This is a genomic window from Helicobacter pylori (assembly GCF_030323545.1).
Classification (GTDB): domain Bacteria; phylum Campylobacterota; class Campylobacteria; order Campylobacterales; family Helicobacteraceae; genus Helicobacter; species Helicobacter pylori_CO.
Map to the genome: position 1 here is coordinate 235,974 of NZ_CP122954.1, position 15,244 is coordinate 251,217.

Sequence of the window (15,244 nt, forward strand, 5' to 3'; positions counted from 1 at the left end):
CATGGCAAGGATTGCTGGTGTAGATTTACCAAAAAAGAAGAGAGTAGAGTATGCCCTTACCTATATTTATGGGATTGGGCTTAAGAGTTCCAGAGAGATTCTGGAAGCGGTAGGCATTTCTTTTGACAAGCGCGTGCATGAATTGAGCGAAGATGAAGTGTCTAGTATCGCTAAAAAAATCCAGCAAAGCTACCTAGTAGAGGGCGATTTGCGTAAAAAAGTTCAAATGGATATTAAATCTTTAATGGACTTAGGGAATTATCGTGGGATCAGACACCGTAAGGGTCTTCCTGTAAGAGGCCAAACCACTAAAAATAACGCTAGGACTCGTAAGGGTAAGAAAAAAACCGTGGGTAGCAAGTAGCGAATAAGGAGATGATGATTTAATGGCTAAGAGAAATGTAGCGGCTAAAAAGAAAGTAGTCAAAAAGAATATTGCTAGAGGGGTTGTTTATATTTCAGCGACCTTTAATAATACCAACATCACTATCACTGATGAAATGGGCAATGTGATTTGTTGGAGCACGGCGGGCGGGTTAGGGTTTAAAGGCTCTAAAAAATCCACCCCTTATGCGGCCCAACAAGCTGTAGAAAGCGCTCTAAGCAAGGCTAAAGAGCATGGCGTTAAAGAAGTGGGCATTAAGGTTCAAGGGCCAGGTAGTGGGCGTGAGACCGCTATTAAGAGCGTGGGTGCGACAGAGGGCGTTAAAGTGCTTTGGATTAAAGACATCACCCCGCTCCCTCATAATGGTTGCAGACCCCCTAAAAGAAGAAGAGTGTAAGGAGGCTTTATGGCAAGATATAGAGGCGCAGTAGAAAGACTAGAAAGGCGTTTTGGGGTTTCTTTAGCCTTAAAAGGTGAAAGGCGGTTGAGCGGGAAGAGCGCGCTAGATAAAAGGGCTTATGGGCCAGGCCAGCATGGGCAAAGACGCGCTAAGACTTCTGATTACGGGTTGCAATTGAAAGAAAAGCAAAAAGCTAAAATGATGTATGGCATTTCTGAAAAGCAATTCAGGAGTATTTTTGTGGAAGCCAATCGCTTGGACGGCAATACGGGTGAAAACCTTATCCGCTTGATTGAAAGAAGATTGGATAATGTCGTCTATCGCATGGGGTTTGCGACCACTAGAAGCTCTGCTAGGCAATTAGTAACGCATGGGCATGTGCTTGTGGATGGTAAGCGTTTGGATATTCCCTCTTATTTCGTGCGTTCAGGGCAAAAAATTGAGATCAAAGAAAAAACCAAGAGCAACCCTCAAGTGGTGCACGCGATGGAATTGACAGCTCAAACAGGGATTGTGCCATGGATTGATGTGGAAAAAGATAAAAAATACGGCATCTTCACCCGCTACCCTGAAAGAGAAGAAGTGGTTGTCCCTATTGAAGAAAGACTCATTGTAGAATTGTATTCTAAGTAAGGGGTTAGAGCATGAAAGTTATCAAAACAGCACCTTTGATCCCATCAGAAATTAAGGTGCTAGAGAAAGAGGGCAATCGGGTTAAGATTTCTCTGGCTCCATTTGAGTTTGGTTACGCTGTTACGCTCGCTCATCCTATTAGAAGGCTCTTGCTTTTAAGCTCTGTGGGGTATGCTCCTGTAGGTTTAAAGATTGAAGGCGTCCATCATGAGTTTGACTCATTAAGGGGGGTTACTGAAGATGTGTCGCTTTTTATCATGAATTTAAAGAATATCCGCTTTATAGCCAAGGCGTTAGTGGGGCAGGATAGCTCTTTAGAAAACCAATCGGTTGTGGTGGATTATTCTTTTAAAGGGCCTATGGAGCTTAGGGCTAGGGATTTGAATTCTGAGCATATAGAAATCGTCAATCCTGAAATGCCTCTAGCCACAATCAACGAAGACGCTCAATTGAATTTTTCGCTCATTATCTATAAAGGAATGGGGTATGTCCCAAGCGAAAACACAAGGGAATTGATGCCTGAGGGCTACATGCCGCTAGACGGCTCATTCACGCCGATTAAAAATGTCGTTTATGAGATTGAAAATGTTCTGGTTGAGGGCGATCCCAACTATGAAAAAATCATTTTTGATATTGAAACAGACGGGCAGATTGATCCTTATAAAGCGTTTTTATCAGCGGTGAAAGTGATGAGTAAGCAACTAGGCGTTTTTGGCGAAAGACCCATTGCTAACACGGAGTATTCAGGCGATTACGCTCAAAGAGATGACGCTAAAGATTTGAGCGCTAAAATTGAAAGCATGAATTTGAGCGCTAGGTGTTTTAATTGCTTGGATAAAATCGGCATCAAGTATGTGGGCGAACTCGTGTTGATGAGCGAAGAAGAGCTTAAGGGCGTGAAAAACATGGGTAAAAAATCTTATGATGAAATCGCTGAAAAATTGAATGATTTGGGCTATCCGGTAGGCACAGAATTAAGCCCTGAACAAAGAGAAAGTTTAAAAAAAAGATTAGAAAAATTAGAAGATAAAGGAGGTAACGACTGATGAGACACAAACACGGATACCGCAAGCTTGGGAGAACCAGCTCGCACAGAAAGGCGTTATTAAAGAATTTAGCGATCGCTTTGATTGAGCATAACAAAATTGAAACAGGGATTTATAAGGCTAAGGAGTTGCGCAGTTACATTGAGAAATTAACGACAGTGGCTCGTGTGGGCGATTTTAACGCGCACCGTCATGTTTTTGCATATTTGCAAAACAAAGAAGCCACCCACAAGCTTGTAACTGAAATCGCGCCCAAATACGCACAAAGGAATGGCGGATACACTAGGATCCAACGCACCACTTTTAGAAGAGGGGACGCTTCCACTCTAGCTACCATTGAATTTGTATGAAATTTGATGAACTGCTAGCCAAGATTTAGTCTTGGTTGGTAATTATCGCTTTGATTTTATCTTTTTAAAAGAAGTGCTTAAAAGCTTTGGTCTTGTTTTATTAATTATAAAATTTAAAAAATACTAAAAAGCGTTTTTTTGTGATCAAAATATAAAAGAGCTTAGTTGAGCGATAAGTTTCAAACTGCAAAAATAAAGTAATTAAAACCCCATTTTTTAAAAGATTAAAATAAACTCAAAACTCGCACTGGCTTTTATCCCACCCTTTAATTGAGCGGTATTTCTTGCATTTTTATTGAGATTTCCAATTGGTTTGATGATCTTAAAAAATCCAACTACTAAAGATTGAGCCATATGGATTGTGTTTTTAGACATGCTAGATATGGGTTGATTCAGCCGCTTTGTGATGGTTTTGTTAAAAAATGATGAACCCTCTATGCCTACTCTCTCAAATGCTCCTTAACTTGGTGCAATACACAGATAAAAATTCGCCTGATAAAACCCGCTCATAAGAATTTTTGATACACCAAAACCACCGATTTAGGTGTAGAGCTAAGGCTAAAAAAACTATCTGTAGATTCATTGAGCGAGCCAGAAAAGAGCGTTTTTAAACGCAAGTTTTTTAAGGGGTATTTGAGATTTTTGGAAGTGAATTGAGTTTCAAAATCCAAGCTAAAAAGCGAGATTTGTTCCCCTTTAAAACTGGGCAAAGTAAAAGGGGTTTCTAGCACCCTAAAAAGACCATAATCGCTTACGGCTTGGATTTTTTTGCAAAATTTAAAATACTCCAACAATAAAAAAGTGTTCGCTAAAGCGTGGTCTTCTCGCTTGCCATTCAACCCTAAAAAAATAAAATCATCATAGCCCCTATTCAAAGCATAAAAAAAGGCTTTGGATAAATCGTTGCTGTTTTGTTCGCTCACGCGTATAGGGTTATATAAGGCTTTCAAATGCGAATCAATGCTGTCCAAATCGCCTATAACAACGCTGGGTTTGAATTGAAGCGCATGTAATGAGGCAACAGCCCCATCGCATGCGATTAAAAAGGGAGCGTTTTGTAAAATGTCTAAGCATTTTTGAGATTTAGGAAACTCCCCATTCGCTAAAATCACTGCTTGCATGACTTGTTCCAGTGCTTAAAATAATACATGCCAATAAAAAGGTATAGAATCGTTGTGAAGAGTTGCACCAAGCTCTCTGTAGAAATTTGGAAAATACAAAACCACACGACAATAGACACGATATTCCCCAAAGTTACTAGCGCATAATTCTCTACATAACGCAAAACCTGCAAAATAAAAGCAATAATAAAGATGACGAAATTAAAACTCTCTGCCCATAAAAAATTCGTTTTAATCTCTTTAAAAAACAAAGCGCTCACATAAGTTAAAACCCCTACGCCTAAAACGAGCGCCAAACGCCAATTTTTGGAAAGTTTTTGGGCCTTAATAACGCCCTCATGCCGCTCTGTCTTTTTCCACGCAAATAGCCCATAAATCGTTACCGGCATATACAAAAAAAGGCATAAAATCACATCAGCGTTTAATTTCCACTGATAAGCGACATAAGCGTAACTCAAATTATAAACAAGACCGAACACAAAGCAAATCGTTTGCCTTTCTCCGGCAAAAAACGCATACAAGATCCCGCTAAGCCCTGCTAAAAGATTGACAAACGAGCCTTTGACAAGAATATTAGTAACGATCAAAAACACGCAAGAAAGAATGAGTGTGGCGTAAAATCGTTTAGATAGTTGGGCGATTATTAACATGCTATTTCCTTACGCAAGAATTACCTTGACAAGTTCTACGGGTTTGATCTCAGCCTTTTAAAAACTTGAGCGTTTTTAAAAAGCACCCCTTTGTTTTGATTGTAACATAAATCAATGAGAATTAGTTTTTTTGATACGCCATATCCCAAAACATGTATTCATATTTACTTGTAGTGATAAAAATGTCCTTTAACTTCTCAATTTCTTGTTTTGAAGAAGTGAGGGTGAGGGAATCAAGCAAATTAATATTCCACGACACACACGCTTGAAATTCTTTTGAGCTATAGCCCTTAATCCAATGCCCATAAAAGGCATGTTCTAAAGCGTTGGGGATTTGGCTTAAATTTTGCGCGATCACCAAATAACTCCAGCCACAAGCCAAAACAGCCACCGTAACTTCTTTAATAGAACCTTTAATCCCTTCAGCGAGCATGTAGCTTGTATAGGATTTATTAGCGAGGGTGGGGTGCGCGTTTTGCAATTCTGTTTGAGTGATTTGAAGTTCTCTAATGTAATGGTTATGGATACTCATCTCGTTATTCAAAATATCTTGTATAGCGTTAGAAAACTCCCTCATCACCGCTTCATCATAAGCTTTAACCACGCCCAAAGCAAACACCTTAGCGTATTCTAAAAGAAACAAATAATCCTGAATGATATAAAAACGGAATTTATCTCTTTCTAAAGTCCCACGCCCTATGCCTTGAACAAACGGATGGGAAATGCAATCCATCCAAATAGATTGCGCGTTTTGATACAGATATTGTGAAACTTGCATTTTTACACTCCTAAAATCAATTCAACGCATTTTAACACGAAAGCTTGTAATTATGGTATAAAAATTTGTTTTTAAAAAGGTTTGTGAGTAAAATCTTATTTTCAAAAATGGAACGCTGCATTAAAATATCTGTGATTTTGAATAGCGATCAATGATATTGCAAGGCTTGTATTGCCTTCATGTTGTTTAAGACTGGCTATCATTTGTGATCATAAAAAGTTAATTCCATCTCGCTCTGTAGGTTTTTATTTTTAGAAGTTTTTATTATGGGAACTTGCAGTATGGCACTTACAAGATAGGAGTCAATCTTAGATGCATGGTTTCAAACCTATTACAGAGCGAGATGGAATCAACCTTACCATTTATGATTGGTTTAACCTCTGTATGAAGTCATATCGGCTGAAACTCAAAAATAGTTTAGCATAAAAATAAAAAAGCGTCTAATATATTCAAAACAGGCGTTCAATTTTTAAGCGGTTGGTGTAAAAACGCAATTAAAGGCTTTGATGTTTTGAGATATTGGGCAGAATAAAGACTATTATTAGAAAAGAAAGCCACAAGAAACAAAAAATTGTTTCTTGCAAAAAGTTTATTGAGCGTAAGCTTCTAGTTTGATCTCAATCTTTACCTCATCTCCAACGACAGCATCGCTAAAGGTTTTACCGATACCAAAATCCTTGCGGTTGATTTTGCCTTCAGCTTGCAATATCATGAATTCTTTTTTATTCATGGGGTTTTGCAAAGGGGCTTGGATTTTGGCTTCCAATACGACAGGTTTGGTTACGCCATGAAGGGTCAAATCCCCATGGATTTTACCATCTTCGTATTTTGTCATTTTAAAGCTTCCTTTTGGGTATTTTAGCGCATCAAAAAACTCTGCTGTTTTAAGATGGTCGTCTCTTTTTTTGTTCCTGGTGTTAATGCTTTTAATATCAATTTTGCCTTCAAAAACATTGAGAGCTTTGGTATTAGGATCGGCATCAATTTTGCCATCAAAACTATCAAACACGCCTCTTGTTTCATTGAATTTGAAGTGTTTGACCTCAAACCACACGCTAGAGTTTGCCTTATCAATCGTATAAGGTTTTGCAAACGCCAGACTAACACCAAAAAGGGTGGATATTAACGCTTTTTTCATTGTTTCCTCACTCCATTTTGAATTAAAAACGCCAACACTATACAACAAATTGGTTAATGGTAAAATACTCCTAATCATCTGTTTTAAGGTATAATACAAAAAATCCCCATTAGGTAGGTGTTGTTATGATAAAAAAGACCCTTGCATCAGTTTTATTAGGATTGAGTTTGATGAGTGTTTTAAATGCCAAAGAATGCGTCTCGCCCCTAACAAGAAGCGTTAAGTATCATCAGCAAAGCGCTGAAATTAGAGCCTTGCAATTGCAAAGTTACAAAATGGCGAAAATGGTGCTAGACAATAACCTCAAGCTCGTTAAAGACAAAAAGCCAGCTGTCATTTTGGATTTAGATGAAACCGTTTTAAACACTTTTGATTATGCGGGTCATTTAGTCAAAAATTGCATCAAATACACCCCAGAAACTTGGGATAAATTTGAAAAAGAAGGCTCTCTCACGCTCATTCCTGGAGCGCTAGACTTTTTAGAATACGCTAATTCTAAGGGCGTTAAGATTTTTTACATTTCTAACCGCACGCAAAAAAATAAGGCCTTCACCTTAAAAACGCTCAAAAGTTTTAAACTCCCTCAAGTGAGTGAAGAATCCGTTTTATTAAAAGAAAAAGGCAAGCCTAAAGCCGTTAGGCGAGAGTTAGTCGCTAAGGATTATGAGATTGTTTTACAAGTGGGCGACACTTTGCATGATTTTGATGCGCTTTTTGCTAAAGACGCTAAAAACAGCCAAGAACAACGAGCTAAAGTCTTGCAAAACGCTCAAAAATTTGGCACGGAGTGGATCATTTTACCCAACTCTCTTTATGGCACATGGGAAGATGAGCCCATAAAAGCATGGCAGAATAAAAAATAAAATTTATCCATCGCATAAGGACGATTTTTGCTAACATGACAAAAAATTTGATCTCTTAGGCAGAGCTATGGATTTTGTAGGGTTTGAAGATTTAAAATGCAAAGATAAAGAAAACTCTCAAAAAGTTTTTGTGATCCGTAACGACAAGTTAGGCGATTTTATTTTAGCCATACCCGCTTTAATCGCTCTAAAGCAAGCTTTTTTAGAAAAAGGCAAAGAAGTGTATTTGGGCGTGGTTGTGCCTAGCTATACCACCCCAATAGCCTTAGAATTCCCTTTCATTGATGAAGTCATTATAGAAGACAACCATTTGAGTGCCACTCTCAAAAGTAAATCCATTGACGCTCTTATCTTTTTATTTTCTAATTTTAAAAACGCCAGACTCGCTTTTAGTTTGAGAAAATCCATTCCTTATATCCTAGCCCCAAAGACTAAAATCTATTCTTGGCTGTATCAAAAGAGCGTGCGTCAAAGCCGATCGCTGTGTTTAAAAACCGAATACGAATACAATTTGGATCTCATCCATGCGTTTTGTAAAGATCACCATCTCCCTAACGCTCCACTTAAAAAAATCGCATGGAAGCTTAAAGACAAACCCAAAGAGCGATCCCTTATCGCTTCAAAACTCAACGCTAATGCTGATTTATTATGGATTGGCGTGCATATACATAGCGGAGGCAGTTCGCCCGTATTGCCCGCCTCACACTTTATTGAGCTGATTGATTTTTTATACAAGAATTTGAATTGTGAGATCATTCTTGTTTGCGGGCCAGGCGAGAGAAAAGCCACAGAAGAACTCCTTAAAAAAGTCCCTTTCGCCCACCTCTATGATACGAGCCATAGTTTAGTGGATTTAGCCAAATTGTGCGCGAATTTAAGCGTCTATATTGGGAACGCTTCAGGCCCTTTGCATGTGAACGCTTTATTTGACAACCAATCTATCGGGTTTTATCCTAACGAACTTAGCGCCTCTATTGTCAGATGGCGGCCTTTCAATGAGCGTTTTTTAAGCATCACCCCGCCTAATGGCTCAAACGATATGGGTTTGATTGACATCAAAAAAGAGGGTGAAACCATCCTTGAATTTATCGCACCCAATCTTTCTTGCCACACACAAGAAAGATAACGGCATGCCACACAAATAACCTTAACAACGCTCAAAAGTTTAGTCTGATTAAAGCGGTTTTTCGCATTCCTAATTAAAATTTCTCATTCTCTCATAAATTGATCCTTGAAAAATCCAATTTGAGTTTAAGTTAGATTAGCCCTTATAAGCTCTATAAGGCTATTAATTTATTGCCCATTTATCTATTTCTTGTAAAATACAAGTTCATTTTTAGCGTGAAGAAATTGATGATCAGTCTGATAGAAAAAGCCCCTTACATTCCCTATCCCCTAGCTCTTTATGAAAAATTAGAGCAACAGCACACCTTGCTTTTTGAAAGCGCTGAGATTGAGAGCAAAGCGCACACCAAATCCCTTTTAATGGCTAAAGCCTGTTTGAAGCTCATTTGCAACCACAATATCGTAACTATCACTAGCCTGACGCCTAATGGCGGGGCGTTTTTGCACAAATTGAGCGCGTTTTTTAAAACGCCTATACAAGACAATGCCCTAATTTTAACCTACACCAAAAATAAAAAAACGCAAGATGAGTTTTTAAAGCTCTTTGAGCCTAGCCCTTTTGACGCTTTAAGGGGGATTTTTAAAAGCGTTAAAACAAAACCCAAACACCCCTTTACGCTTTTAAGCGCGGGCGTTTTTTCTTTTGAAATGCTCAATTTTTTTGAAGACTTGCCCCACTTAAAAGCAAAAGACAACACAGCGCATGACTTTATTTTTTATCTCGCGCAAAATTTGATCATCATAGACCATAAAGAAAAAAGCGCTGAAATTTTGGGGGCGTGTTTTGATGAGCGCTTTAAAACAGAGATAGCCCAGGAATTACAAGACTTAAAAGAGTTGGCTAAAAACATCAAAAGCGATTTTATCCCTAAAAAATCCAAGCAAAGCACAGAAGTTAGCGTTAGTTGTGATGATAGCGAGTTTGAAAAAAGGGTGCTATCCTTACAAGAAGAAATCAAAAAGGGCGAGATTTTTCAAGCGGTGTTGTCGCGTAGCTTTTATATGGAGTGCTTGGAGGGTTTGAGCGCGTATTACCATTTAAAACTAACTAATCCTAGCCCCTATATGTTCTATATCAAAGACAGCGATTTTGTTCTTTTTGGGGCAAGCCCTGAGAGCGCCTTAAAATACAACGCTTTAACCAATACGGCTGAAATTTATCCCATTGCTGGCACCCGTTTAAGGGGTAAGGACAAACAAGGGAATATTGATTACGATTTGGATAGTAAAATGGAATTTGATTTGCAACACGACTATAAAGAAAGGGCTGAACACATCATGCTAGTGGATTTAGCCAGAAACGACATGGCCAGAGTTTCAAAAAAACGCTATTGCGACAAGCTTTTAAAAGTGGATAAATATTCCAATGTCATGCATTTAGTTTCAAGGGTTGTGGGGGAATTGAAAAAAGGGTGCGATAGTTTGCATGCTTACAGGAGTTTTATGAACGCCGGCACGCTCAGCGGAGCGCCTAAAATCTCTGCGATCAGGCTCATTTACCAACTAGAAAAGCAAAGGAGAGGCTCTTATGGGGGGAGTGTGGGGTATTTAAACAGCGAGGGTTCTATGGATTCTTGCATCACTATCCGTTCATGTTTTGTTAAAAACAATAGGGCAGTGATCCAAGCAGGAGCTGGCATTGTGTTAGACAGCGTGCCTAAAAACGAAGCGGATGAAACAAGAGCCAAAGCGCAAGCCCTTATTGATGCGATCAGGAAAACAAGCTTATGAAAATCTTTTTTATAGATAATTTTGATTCTTTTTCTTATAACTTGGTGTATGAATTAGAGTGTTTGGGTTATGAAGTGGCTGTTTATCAAAACGATATTGATCCGAGTTATCTTATGGATTTAATGAATGAAGAATCAAAAACCCCTTTATTGTTCATCTCACCCGGGCCTGGTAGCCCTAATAGTTCAGGCAATCTTTTAAAAATCATTGAAATGGCTAAAAAGAAATTCCCTATTTTAGGGGTTTGTTTAGGCTTACAGGCTTTAGCACAAAGCTATGGGGCTAAAATCATAAGGAGTAAAGAAATCGTGCATGGCAAAGCGACCACTATCGCACTCAAAAAGCATGCCGTTTTTAAAGGCTTAGGGGAGAGCATGGTGGTGGGGCGTTACCATTCTTTAATGGCAAGCGGGTTGCCTAAAAATTTAGAAGTGATCGCCGAGCATGACAATATCCCTATGGCTATTGTCAATGAAGAAGATAAGATCCTAGCTTACCAATTCCACCCTGAAAGCATCATGACTTTACAAGGGAGGGCGTTGTTAGAGCAAAGCGTGGGGTTTTTAAGAGGGTTGTCATGAAAGATATTTTAAACACCCTTTATCATCAAAAAGACTTGAACGATGAAGAAGTCCAAAAGTTATTCACCCTCATTATCAACGAAAAAGTAAGCCCAGCACAACTTGGGGCCATTTTATGTGCTTTAAAAATCAAGGGCGAGAGCTTTAAGGAGATTAGCGTTGCTGCAACCACGCTTTTAGAGCATGCCTCTAAGCCTTTTAATAGCGGCGTGGATTTAATAGACAATTGCGGCACAGGAGGCGATGGGTTAAAAACGATTAATATTAGCACGATTGCTGCACTCATTGCCAGCTCTATGGGGTTATTTATGGCTAAACATGGATCAAGGAGCGTGTCCAGCCATAGCGGGAGCGCGGATTTGTTGGAAAATTTAGGCGTGAATATTGAAATGAATCCCACGCAATTAGAGAATTGTTTCAAACAAACGCGTTTTGGGTTTTTATTCGCGCCTTTATACCATCAAAGTTTTAAAAAATCCGCCCCCTTAAGAAAAGAGCTTTTCACTAAAACGATTTTTAATTGCTTAGGGCCTTTAATCAACCCCTTAAGGCCAAAAATCCAGCTTTTAGGCGTGTATGACAAATCCTTGTGTAAGACTATGGCGCTAGCACTAAAGGCTTTAGGCGTTAAAAGGGCGATGGTGGTTAATGGAGGGGGGACGGATGAAATCGTGTTGCATGACATTACGCATGCGTGTGAATTGAAAAATAACGAAATTTTAGAGTATGACTTGAGTGCTAAAGATTTTGATTTACCCCCCTATGATTTGAAAGAATTACAGATTGAAAACGCACAAGAAAGCGTTCAGGCATGTTTAGATATTTTAGAAAATAAAGGCAAGGATTCGCATACAATGGTGGTTGTGGCGAATGTGGCGAGTTTGTTGTATTTAAACCATAAAGCTAAAGATTTAAAAGAGGGCGTGAGCATGACTTTAGAGCATTTAAAAACCAAAGCACCTTATATGCATTTGCAAAAAATCATAAGGCTAAGCCATGCCTAGCGTGTTAGAAAACATCCTTAAAGACAAGCTCCTAGAAGTTTCTGCACTTAAAAAAAACCACGCTTTACCGACAAGCATAAACCCAAGCGATAGGGATTTTAAAAAAGCGTTACTGGAAAAAAAGACCAGCTTTATTTTAGAATGCAAAAAAGCATCGCCCTCTAAAGGTTTAATCAGAAAAGATTTTGATCTGCTAAAAATAGCCAAGACTTATGAAAAATTCGCCTCTTGTATTTCAGTTTTAGCCGATTCTAAATATTTTTTAGGCTCTTATGAAAACATTAAGATTGTTTCGCAGCATTCCACTAAGCCCATCTTGTGTAAAGATTTTATCATTGATGCTTTCCAGATCAAACTCGCTAGGGTTATGGGAGCTAATGCGGTGCTTTTAATGTTAAGCGCGTTAGATGATAAAAATTATTTAGAGCTTTTCAACCTCGCCAAATCCTTAAACATGAGCGTGTTAACTGAAGTTTCCAACAAGCAAGAAATTGAGCGCTTGCTCAAACTCCAATACGACATTATAGGCATCAATAACAGGGATTTACACACCCTAACAACCGATATTGATCACACGCTCAAATTACGCCCCCTTTTGCCTAAAGACGCGCTCATTATCAGCGAGTCCGGTATTTATTCGCACGCGCAAATCAAAGCCCTAGCCCCTTATGTGAATGGCTTTTTAGTGGGCAGCTCTTTAATGAAAGAAAAGGATTTGAAAAAAGCGTGCATTAAATTGATTTTAGGCGAAAATAAAGTGTGCGGGCTTACAAGAATTAAAGACGCTAAAGCCGTTTATAAAAACCATTTTATTTATGGGGGTTTGATTTTTGAAAAATCTTCGCCAAGATACATCAAGCCTAAAGAAGCCCTAAAGATCACAAAAGCGGTTAAAAAATTGGATTTTGTGGGCGTGTTTGTGAAAGATAAGATTAAAAAAATTCAAAAAATCGCTAAAAAGCTTGATTTAAAAGCGGTGCAGCTTTATGGCTATTCGCAACAAGAAATCGCTCAATTAAAAAAATCGCTCCCTAAAACTTGCGCGATTTGGCAAGTAGTGAGTGTGATGAGCGCTAACGATTTGGTGCCTAAAATTAAAGAAGCCTCTCTAATCTTATACGACACTAAGGGGGATAAAATGGGAGGCAATGGCGTGAGTTTTGATTGGGGTATTTTAGAAAATGTCAAAACGCCTTTCATGTTAGCTGGCGGGCTTAATTTGGATAATATTCAAAAAGCCTTGAAAGTTAAAGCGTTGGGTTTGGATTTCAATTCAGGTTTAGAAACAAGCCCTGGGATTAAAAATAAGGATAAAATCAAGCGATTAGCCCGAATTTTAAGAGAGTATTAAAATGAATAAAAAAGCGTATTTTGGGGAGTTTGGAGGGAGTTTTGTTTCAGAATTGTTAGTGCCTGCATTAAGAGAATTAGAACAGGCGTTTGATGCATGTTTGAAAGATGAGAAATTCCAAAAAGAATATTTTCATCTTTTAAAAGATTTTGTGGGCCGTCCTAGCCCCTTAACCTTGTGTCAAAATATCGTTTCTAACCATAAAGTTAAGCTTTATCTAAAACGAGAAGATTTAATCCATGGCGGGGCGCATAAGACTAATCAGGCTTTAGGGCAAGCCCTTTTAGCGAAAAAAATGGGTAAAAAAAGGATTATTGCTGAAACAGGCGCCGGTCAGCATGGCGTGGCGACGGCTATCGCTTGCGCGTTGTTGGGTTTAAAATGCGTGATTTTTATGGGGGCTAAAGACATCAAACGCCAAGAAATGAATGTTTTTAGAATGCGCTTATTAGGCGCTGAAGTCAGAGAGGTTAATTCAGGGAGCGCAACGCTTAAAGACGCTGTGAATGAGGCCTTAAGGGATTGGGTGAGCAGTTACAAGGACACGCATTATTTGCTAGGAACAGCCGCCGGGCCACACCCTTACCCTACGATGGTTAAAACCTTTCAAAAAATGATAGGCGATGAGGTTAAAAGCCAAATTTTAGAAAAAGAAAACCGCTTGCCTGATTATGTTATCGCATGCGTTGGAGGGGGGTCTAACGCTATAGGGGTATTTAGTGCGTTTTTAAACGACAAAGAGGTTAAACTCATAGGTGTAGAGCCAGCGGGTTTAGGGCTAGAAACCAATAAGCATGGGGCGACTTTGAATAAGGGGCGTGTGGGGATTTTGCATGGGAATAAAACCTATCTTTTACAAGATGATGAAGGCCAGATTATAGAAAGCCATAGCATTAGCGCCGGGCTTGATTACCCAGGAGTGGGGCCAGAACACAGCTATTTAAAAGAAAGCGCTCGTGCGATTTATGAAAGTGCAAGCGATCTTGAAGCGCTAGAAGCCTTTAGTTTGTTGTGCCAAAAAGAAGGCATTATCCCAGCGCTAGAAAGCTCACACGCTTTAGCGTATGCCTTAAAACTCGCTCAAAAATGCGAAGAAGAAAGTATCATCATAGTGAATTTGAGCGGTCGGGGGGATAAGGATTTAAGCACCGTTTATAACGCTTTAAAAGGGGGTTTAAAATGAGGTATCAAAACATGTTTGAAACCTTAAAAAAACAAGAAAAAATGGCGTTTATCCCGTTTGTAACCTTGGGCGATCCTAATTATGAATGGAGTTTTGAAATCATTAAAACCTTAATCGCTAGCGGGGTGAGCGCTTTAGAATTGGGGTTTGCTTTTTCTGATCCGGTAGCGGACGGCGTTACCATACAAGCGAGCCATTTAAGAGCGTTAAAACACGCTACTATGGCTAAAAATTTCCAGCTTTTAAAAAAGATTAGAGACTACAGCCATGATATTCCCATAGGGCTTTTAGCGTATGCGAATCTCATTTTTTCTTATGGCGTGGATAATTTTTACGCCCAAATCAAAGAATGTGGCGTGGATAGCGTTTTAATAGCGGATATGCCCCTAATAGAAAAAGAATTAGTCATCAAATCCGCTCAAAAACACCACATTAAACAAATCTTTATCGCTAGCCCTAATGCGAGTGATAAAGATTTAGAACAAGCCGCTACGCATTCGCAAGGCTATATCTACACTCTGGCTAGGAGTGGGGTTACAGGGGCGAGCCGTATTTTAGAAAATGATGCGAGCGCTATTATTAAAACCCTAAAAACTTTTAGCCCTACTCCAGCCTTATTAGGCTTTGGCATTTCTAAAAAAGAACACACCATAAACGCTAAAAACATGGGCGCTGATGGCGTGATTTGCGGCTCAGCGTTAGTCAAAATCATAGAAGAAAATTTGAATGATGAAAACGCCATGCTGGAAAAAATTAAAGGGTTTATAGGAGAAATGATTTTTTAAGGATTTAGGCTTTGTTGCGTTAAAAATTAAAGATCATAGAATTTAAATCATTTCATTATAATAAGCTTAGGCTTAGCTTAAATAGCGTTCAATTTTTGGATAACTAGGGGGTTTACTCAC

Annotated in this window: 17 protein-coding genes; 13 read left to right on the forward strand and 4 right to left on the reverse strand. The window is 38.9% G+C overall.

The annotated features are described in order from the left end of the window. Nucleotide 1: 1 nt before the first annotated feature. From rpsM to rplQ, 5 genes are read left to right on the forward strand one after another with little or no spacing between them, the layout of a single operon-like run. Nucleotides 2-364, forward strand: coding sequence for a 30S ribosomal protein S13 (rpsM, locus tag QAP06_RS01190; RefSeq protein ID WP_000090809.1), 363 nt, complete (start codon nt 2-4; stop codon nt 362-364). Nucleotides 365-386: 22 nt separating this feature from the next. Next, nucleotides 387-782, forward strand: coding sequence for a 30S ribosomal protein S11 (gene rpsK / locus QAP06_RS01195; RefSeq protein WP_001129277.1), 396 nt, complete (start codon nt 387-389; stop codon nt 780-782). Nucleotides 783-791: 9 nt separating this feature from the next. Beyond that, nucleotides 792-1,418 carry a 30S ribosomal protein S4 gene (gene rpsD, locus QAP06_RS01200; protein WP_000135243.1) on the forward strand — a complete coding sequence of 209 codons (627 nt, stop codon included), beginning with the start codon at nt 792-794 and terminating at the stop codon, nt 1,416-1,418. An 11-nt stretch (nt 1,419-1,429) separates the two neighbouring features. After that, nucleotides 1,430-2,464 carry a DNA-directed RNA polymerase subunit alpha gene (locus tag QAP06_RS01205; RefSeq protein ID WP_000864533.1) on the forward strand — a complete coding sequence of 345 codons (1,035 nt, stop codon included), beginning with the start codon at nt 1,430-1,432 and terminating at the stop codon, nt 2,462-2,464. Beyond that, complete coding sequence (rplQ, locus tag QAP06_RS01210; RefSeq protein WP_001216124.1) at nt 2,464-2,814, forward strand: 50S ribosomal protein L17; 351 nt, start codon at nt 2,464-2,466, stop codon at nt 2,812-2,814. The genes QAP06_RS01205 and rplQ overlap by 1 nt, the downstream gene beginning before the upstream one ends. A 506-nt stretch (nt 2,815-3,320) precedes the next feature. On the opposite strand, the gene QAP06_RS01215 is transcribed toward rplQ, so the two are convergent. The 4 genes from QAP06_RS01215 to QAP06_RS01230 form a co-directional block, all read right to left on the reverse strand. Continuing rightward, the gene (locus QAP06_RS01215; protein WP_286465953.1) at nt 3,321-3,935 is read right to left on the reverse strand and encodes a thiamine diphosphokinase; all 615 of its coding nucleotides are present in this window, start codon (nt 3,933-3,935) and stop codon (nt 3,321-3,323) included. Then, a complete protein-coding gene (pnuC, locus tag QAP06_RS01220; protein ID WP_286465955.1) occupies nt 3,923-4,585 on the reverse strand; it encodes a nicotinamide riboside transporter PnuC in 663 nt (220 codons plus the stop codon). The genes QAP06_RS01215 and pnuC overlap by 13 nt, the downstream gene beginning before the upstream one ends. Before the next feature lie 121 nt (nt 4,586-4,706). Next, nucleotides 4,707-5,363, reverse strand: coding sequence for a thiaminase II (gene tenA / locus QAP06_RS01225; RefSeq protein ID WP_286465957.1), 657 nt, complete (start codon nt 5,361-5,363; stop codon nt 4,707-4,709). A gap of 589 nt (nt 5,364-5,952) precedes the next feature. Then, the gene (locus tag QAP06_RS01230) at nt 5,953-6,501 is read right to left on the reverse strand and encodes a YceI family protein (protein ID WP_286465958.1); all 549 of its coding nucleotides are present in this window, start codon (nt 6,499-6,501) and stop codon (nt 5,953-5,955) included. A 125-nt stretch (nt 6,502-6,626) separates the two neighbouring features. On the opposite strand from QAP06_RS01230, the gene QAP06_RS01235 reads away from it, so the two are divergent. The 8 genes from QAP06_RS01235 to trpA all read left to right on the forward strand — a co-directional run bounded on the left by QAP06_RS01235 (nt 6,627) and on the right by trpA (nt 15,124). Continuing rightward, complete coding sequence (locus tag QAP06_RS01235) at nt 6,627-7,364, forward strand: 5'-nucleotidase, lipoprotein e(P4) family (RefSeq protein WP_286465960.1); 738 nt, start codon at nt 6,627-6,629, stop codon at nt 7,362-7,364. A 67-nt stretch (nt 7,365-7,431) separates the two neighbouring features. Continuing rightward, on the forward strand, nt 7,432-8,490 hold the full coding sequence (locus QAP06_RS01240; RefSeq protein WP_286465961.1) for a glycosyltransferase family 9 protein: 1,059 nt from the start codon (nt 7,432-7,434) through the stop codon (nt 8,488-8,490). Nucleotides 8,491-8,717: 227 nt separating this feature from the next. After that, entirely contained in the window at nt 8,718-10,220 is a 1,503-nt protein-coding gene (gene trpE / locus QAP06_RS01245) for an anthranilate synthase component I (protein WP_286467342.1), read from the forward strand. Then, on the forward strand, nt 10,217-10,801 hold the full coding sequence (locus QAP06_RS01250; RefSeq protein ID WP_286465963.1) for an aminodeoxychorismate/anthranilate synthase component II: 585 nt from the start codon (nt 10,217-10,219) through the stop codon (nt 10,799-10,801). Before trpE ends, QAP06_RS01250 begins: the two co-directional genes overlap by 4 nt. Then, entirely contained in the window at nt 10,798-11,805 is a 1,008-nt protein-coding gene (trpD, locus tag QAP06_RS01255) for an anthranilate phosphoribosyltransferase (RefSeq protein ID WP_286465965.1), read from the forward strand. Before QAP06_RS01250 ends, trpD begins: the two co-directional genes overlap by 4 nt. After that, complete coding sequence (gene trpCF / locus QAP06_RS01260) at nt 11,798-13,156, forward strand: bifunctional indole-3-glycerol-phosphate synthase TrpC/phosphoribosylanthranilate isomerase TrpF (protein WP_286465967.1); 1,359 nt, start codon at nt 11,798-11,800, stop codon at nt 13,154-13,156. The genes trpD and trpCF overlap by 8 nt, the downstream gene beginning before the upstream one ends. Nucleotide 13,157: 1 nt before the next feature. Next, a complete protein-coding gene (gene trpB, locus QAP06_RS01265; protein WP_286465968.1) occupies nt 13,158-14,339 on the forward strand; it encodes a tryptophan synthase subunit beta in 1,182 nt (393 codons plus the stop codon). Next, entirely contained in the window at nt 14,336-15,124 is a 789-nt protein-coding gene (gene trpA / locus QAP06_RS01270) for a tryptophan synthase subunit alpha (protein ID WP_286465970.1), read from the forward strand. Before trpB ends, trpA begins: the two co-directional genes overlap by 4 nt. The last annotated feature ends 120 nt before the right edge of the window (nt 15,125-15,244 follow it).

What these genes read in the sequence shown, in the direction of transcription:
- QAP06_RS01240 (WP_286465961.1), top strand. Translation starts at nt 7,432, where the DNA reads ATGGATTTTGTAGGGTTTGAAGATTTAAAATGCAAAGATAAAGAAAAC.
- trpD (WP_286465965.1), top strand. Translation starts at nt 10,798, where the DNA reads ATGAAAGATATTTTAAACACCCTTTATCATCAAAAAGACTTGAACGAT.
- trpA (WP_286465970.1), top strand. Translation starts at nt 14,336, where the DNA reads ATGAGGTATCAAAACATGTTTGAAACCTTAAAAAAACAAGAAAAAATG.
- QAP06_RS01235 (WP_286465960.1), top strand. Translation starts at nt 6,627, where the DNA reads ATGATAAAAAAGACCCTTGCATCAGTTTTATTAGGATTGAGTTTGATG.
- rpsM (WP_000090809.1), top strand. Translation starts at nt 2, where the DNA reads ATGGCAAGGATTGCTGGTGTAGATTTACCAAAAAAGAAGAGAGTAGAG.
- trpE (WP_286467342.1), top strand. Translation starts at nt 8,718, where the DNA reads ATGATCAGTCTGATAGAAAAAGCCCCTTACATTCCCTATCCCCTAGCT.
- QAP06_RS01230 (WP_286465958.1), bottom strand. Translation starts at nt 6,501, where the DNA reads ATGAAAAAAGCGTTAATATCCACCCTTTTTGGTGTTAGTCTGGCGTTT.
- rpsK (WP_001129277.1), top strand. Translation starts at nt 387, where the DNA reads ATGGCTAAGAGAAATGTAGCGGCTAAAAAGAAAGTAGTCAAAAAGAAT.
- QAP06_RS01250 (WP_286465963.1), top strand. Translation starts at nt 10,217, where the DNA reads ATGAAAATCTTTTTTATAGATAATTTTGATTCTTTTTCTTATAACTTG.
- tenA (WP_286465957.1), bottom strand. Translation starts at nt 5,363, where the DNA reads ATGCAAGTTTCACAATATCTGTATCAAAACGCGCAATCTATTTGGATG.
- pnuC (WP_286465955.1), bottom strand. Translation starts at nt 4,585, where the DNA reads ATGTTAATAATCGCCCAACTATCTAAACGATTTTACGCCACACTCATT.
- QAP06_RS01205 (WP_000864533.1), top strand. Translation starts at nt 1,430, where the DNA reads ATGAAAGTTATCAAAACAGCACCTTTGATCCCATCAGAAATTAAGGTG.
- rpsD (WP_000135243.1), top strand. Translation starts at nt 792, where the DNA reads ATGGCAAGATATAGAGGCGCAGTAGAAAGACTAGAAAGGCGTTTTGGG.
- trpCF (WP_286465967.1), top strand. Translation starts at nt 11,798, where the DNA reads ATGCCTAGCGTGTTAGAAAACATCCTTAAAGACAAGCTCCTAGAAGTT.
- rplQ (WP_001216124.1), top strand. Translation starts at nt 2,464, where the DNA reads ATGAGACACAAACACGGATACCGCAAGCTTGGGAGAACCAGCTCGCAC.
- QAP06_RS01215 (WP_286465953.1), bottom strand. Translation starts at nt 3,935, where the DNA reads ATGCAAGCAGTGATTTTAGCGAATGGGGAGTTTCCTAAATCTCAAAAA.
- trpB (WP_286465968.1), top strand. Translation starts at nt 13,158, where the DNA reads ATGAATAAAAAAGCGTATTTTGGGGAGTTTGGAGGGAGTTTTGTTTCA.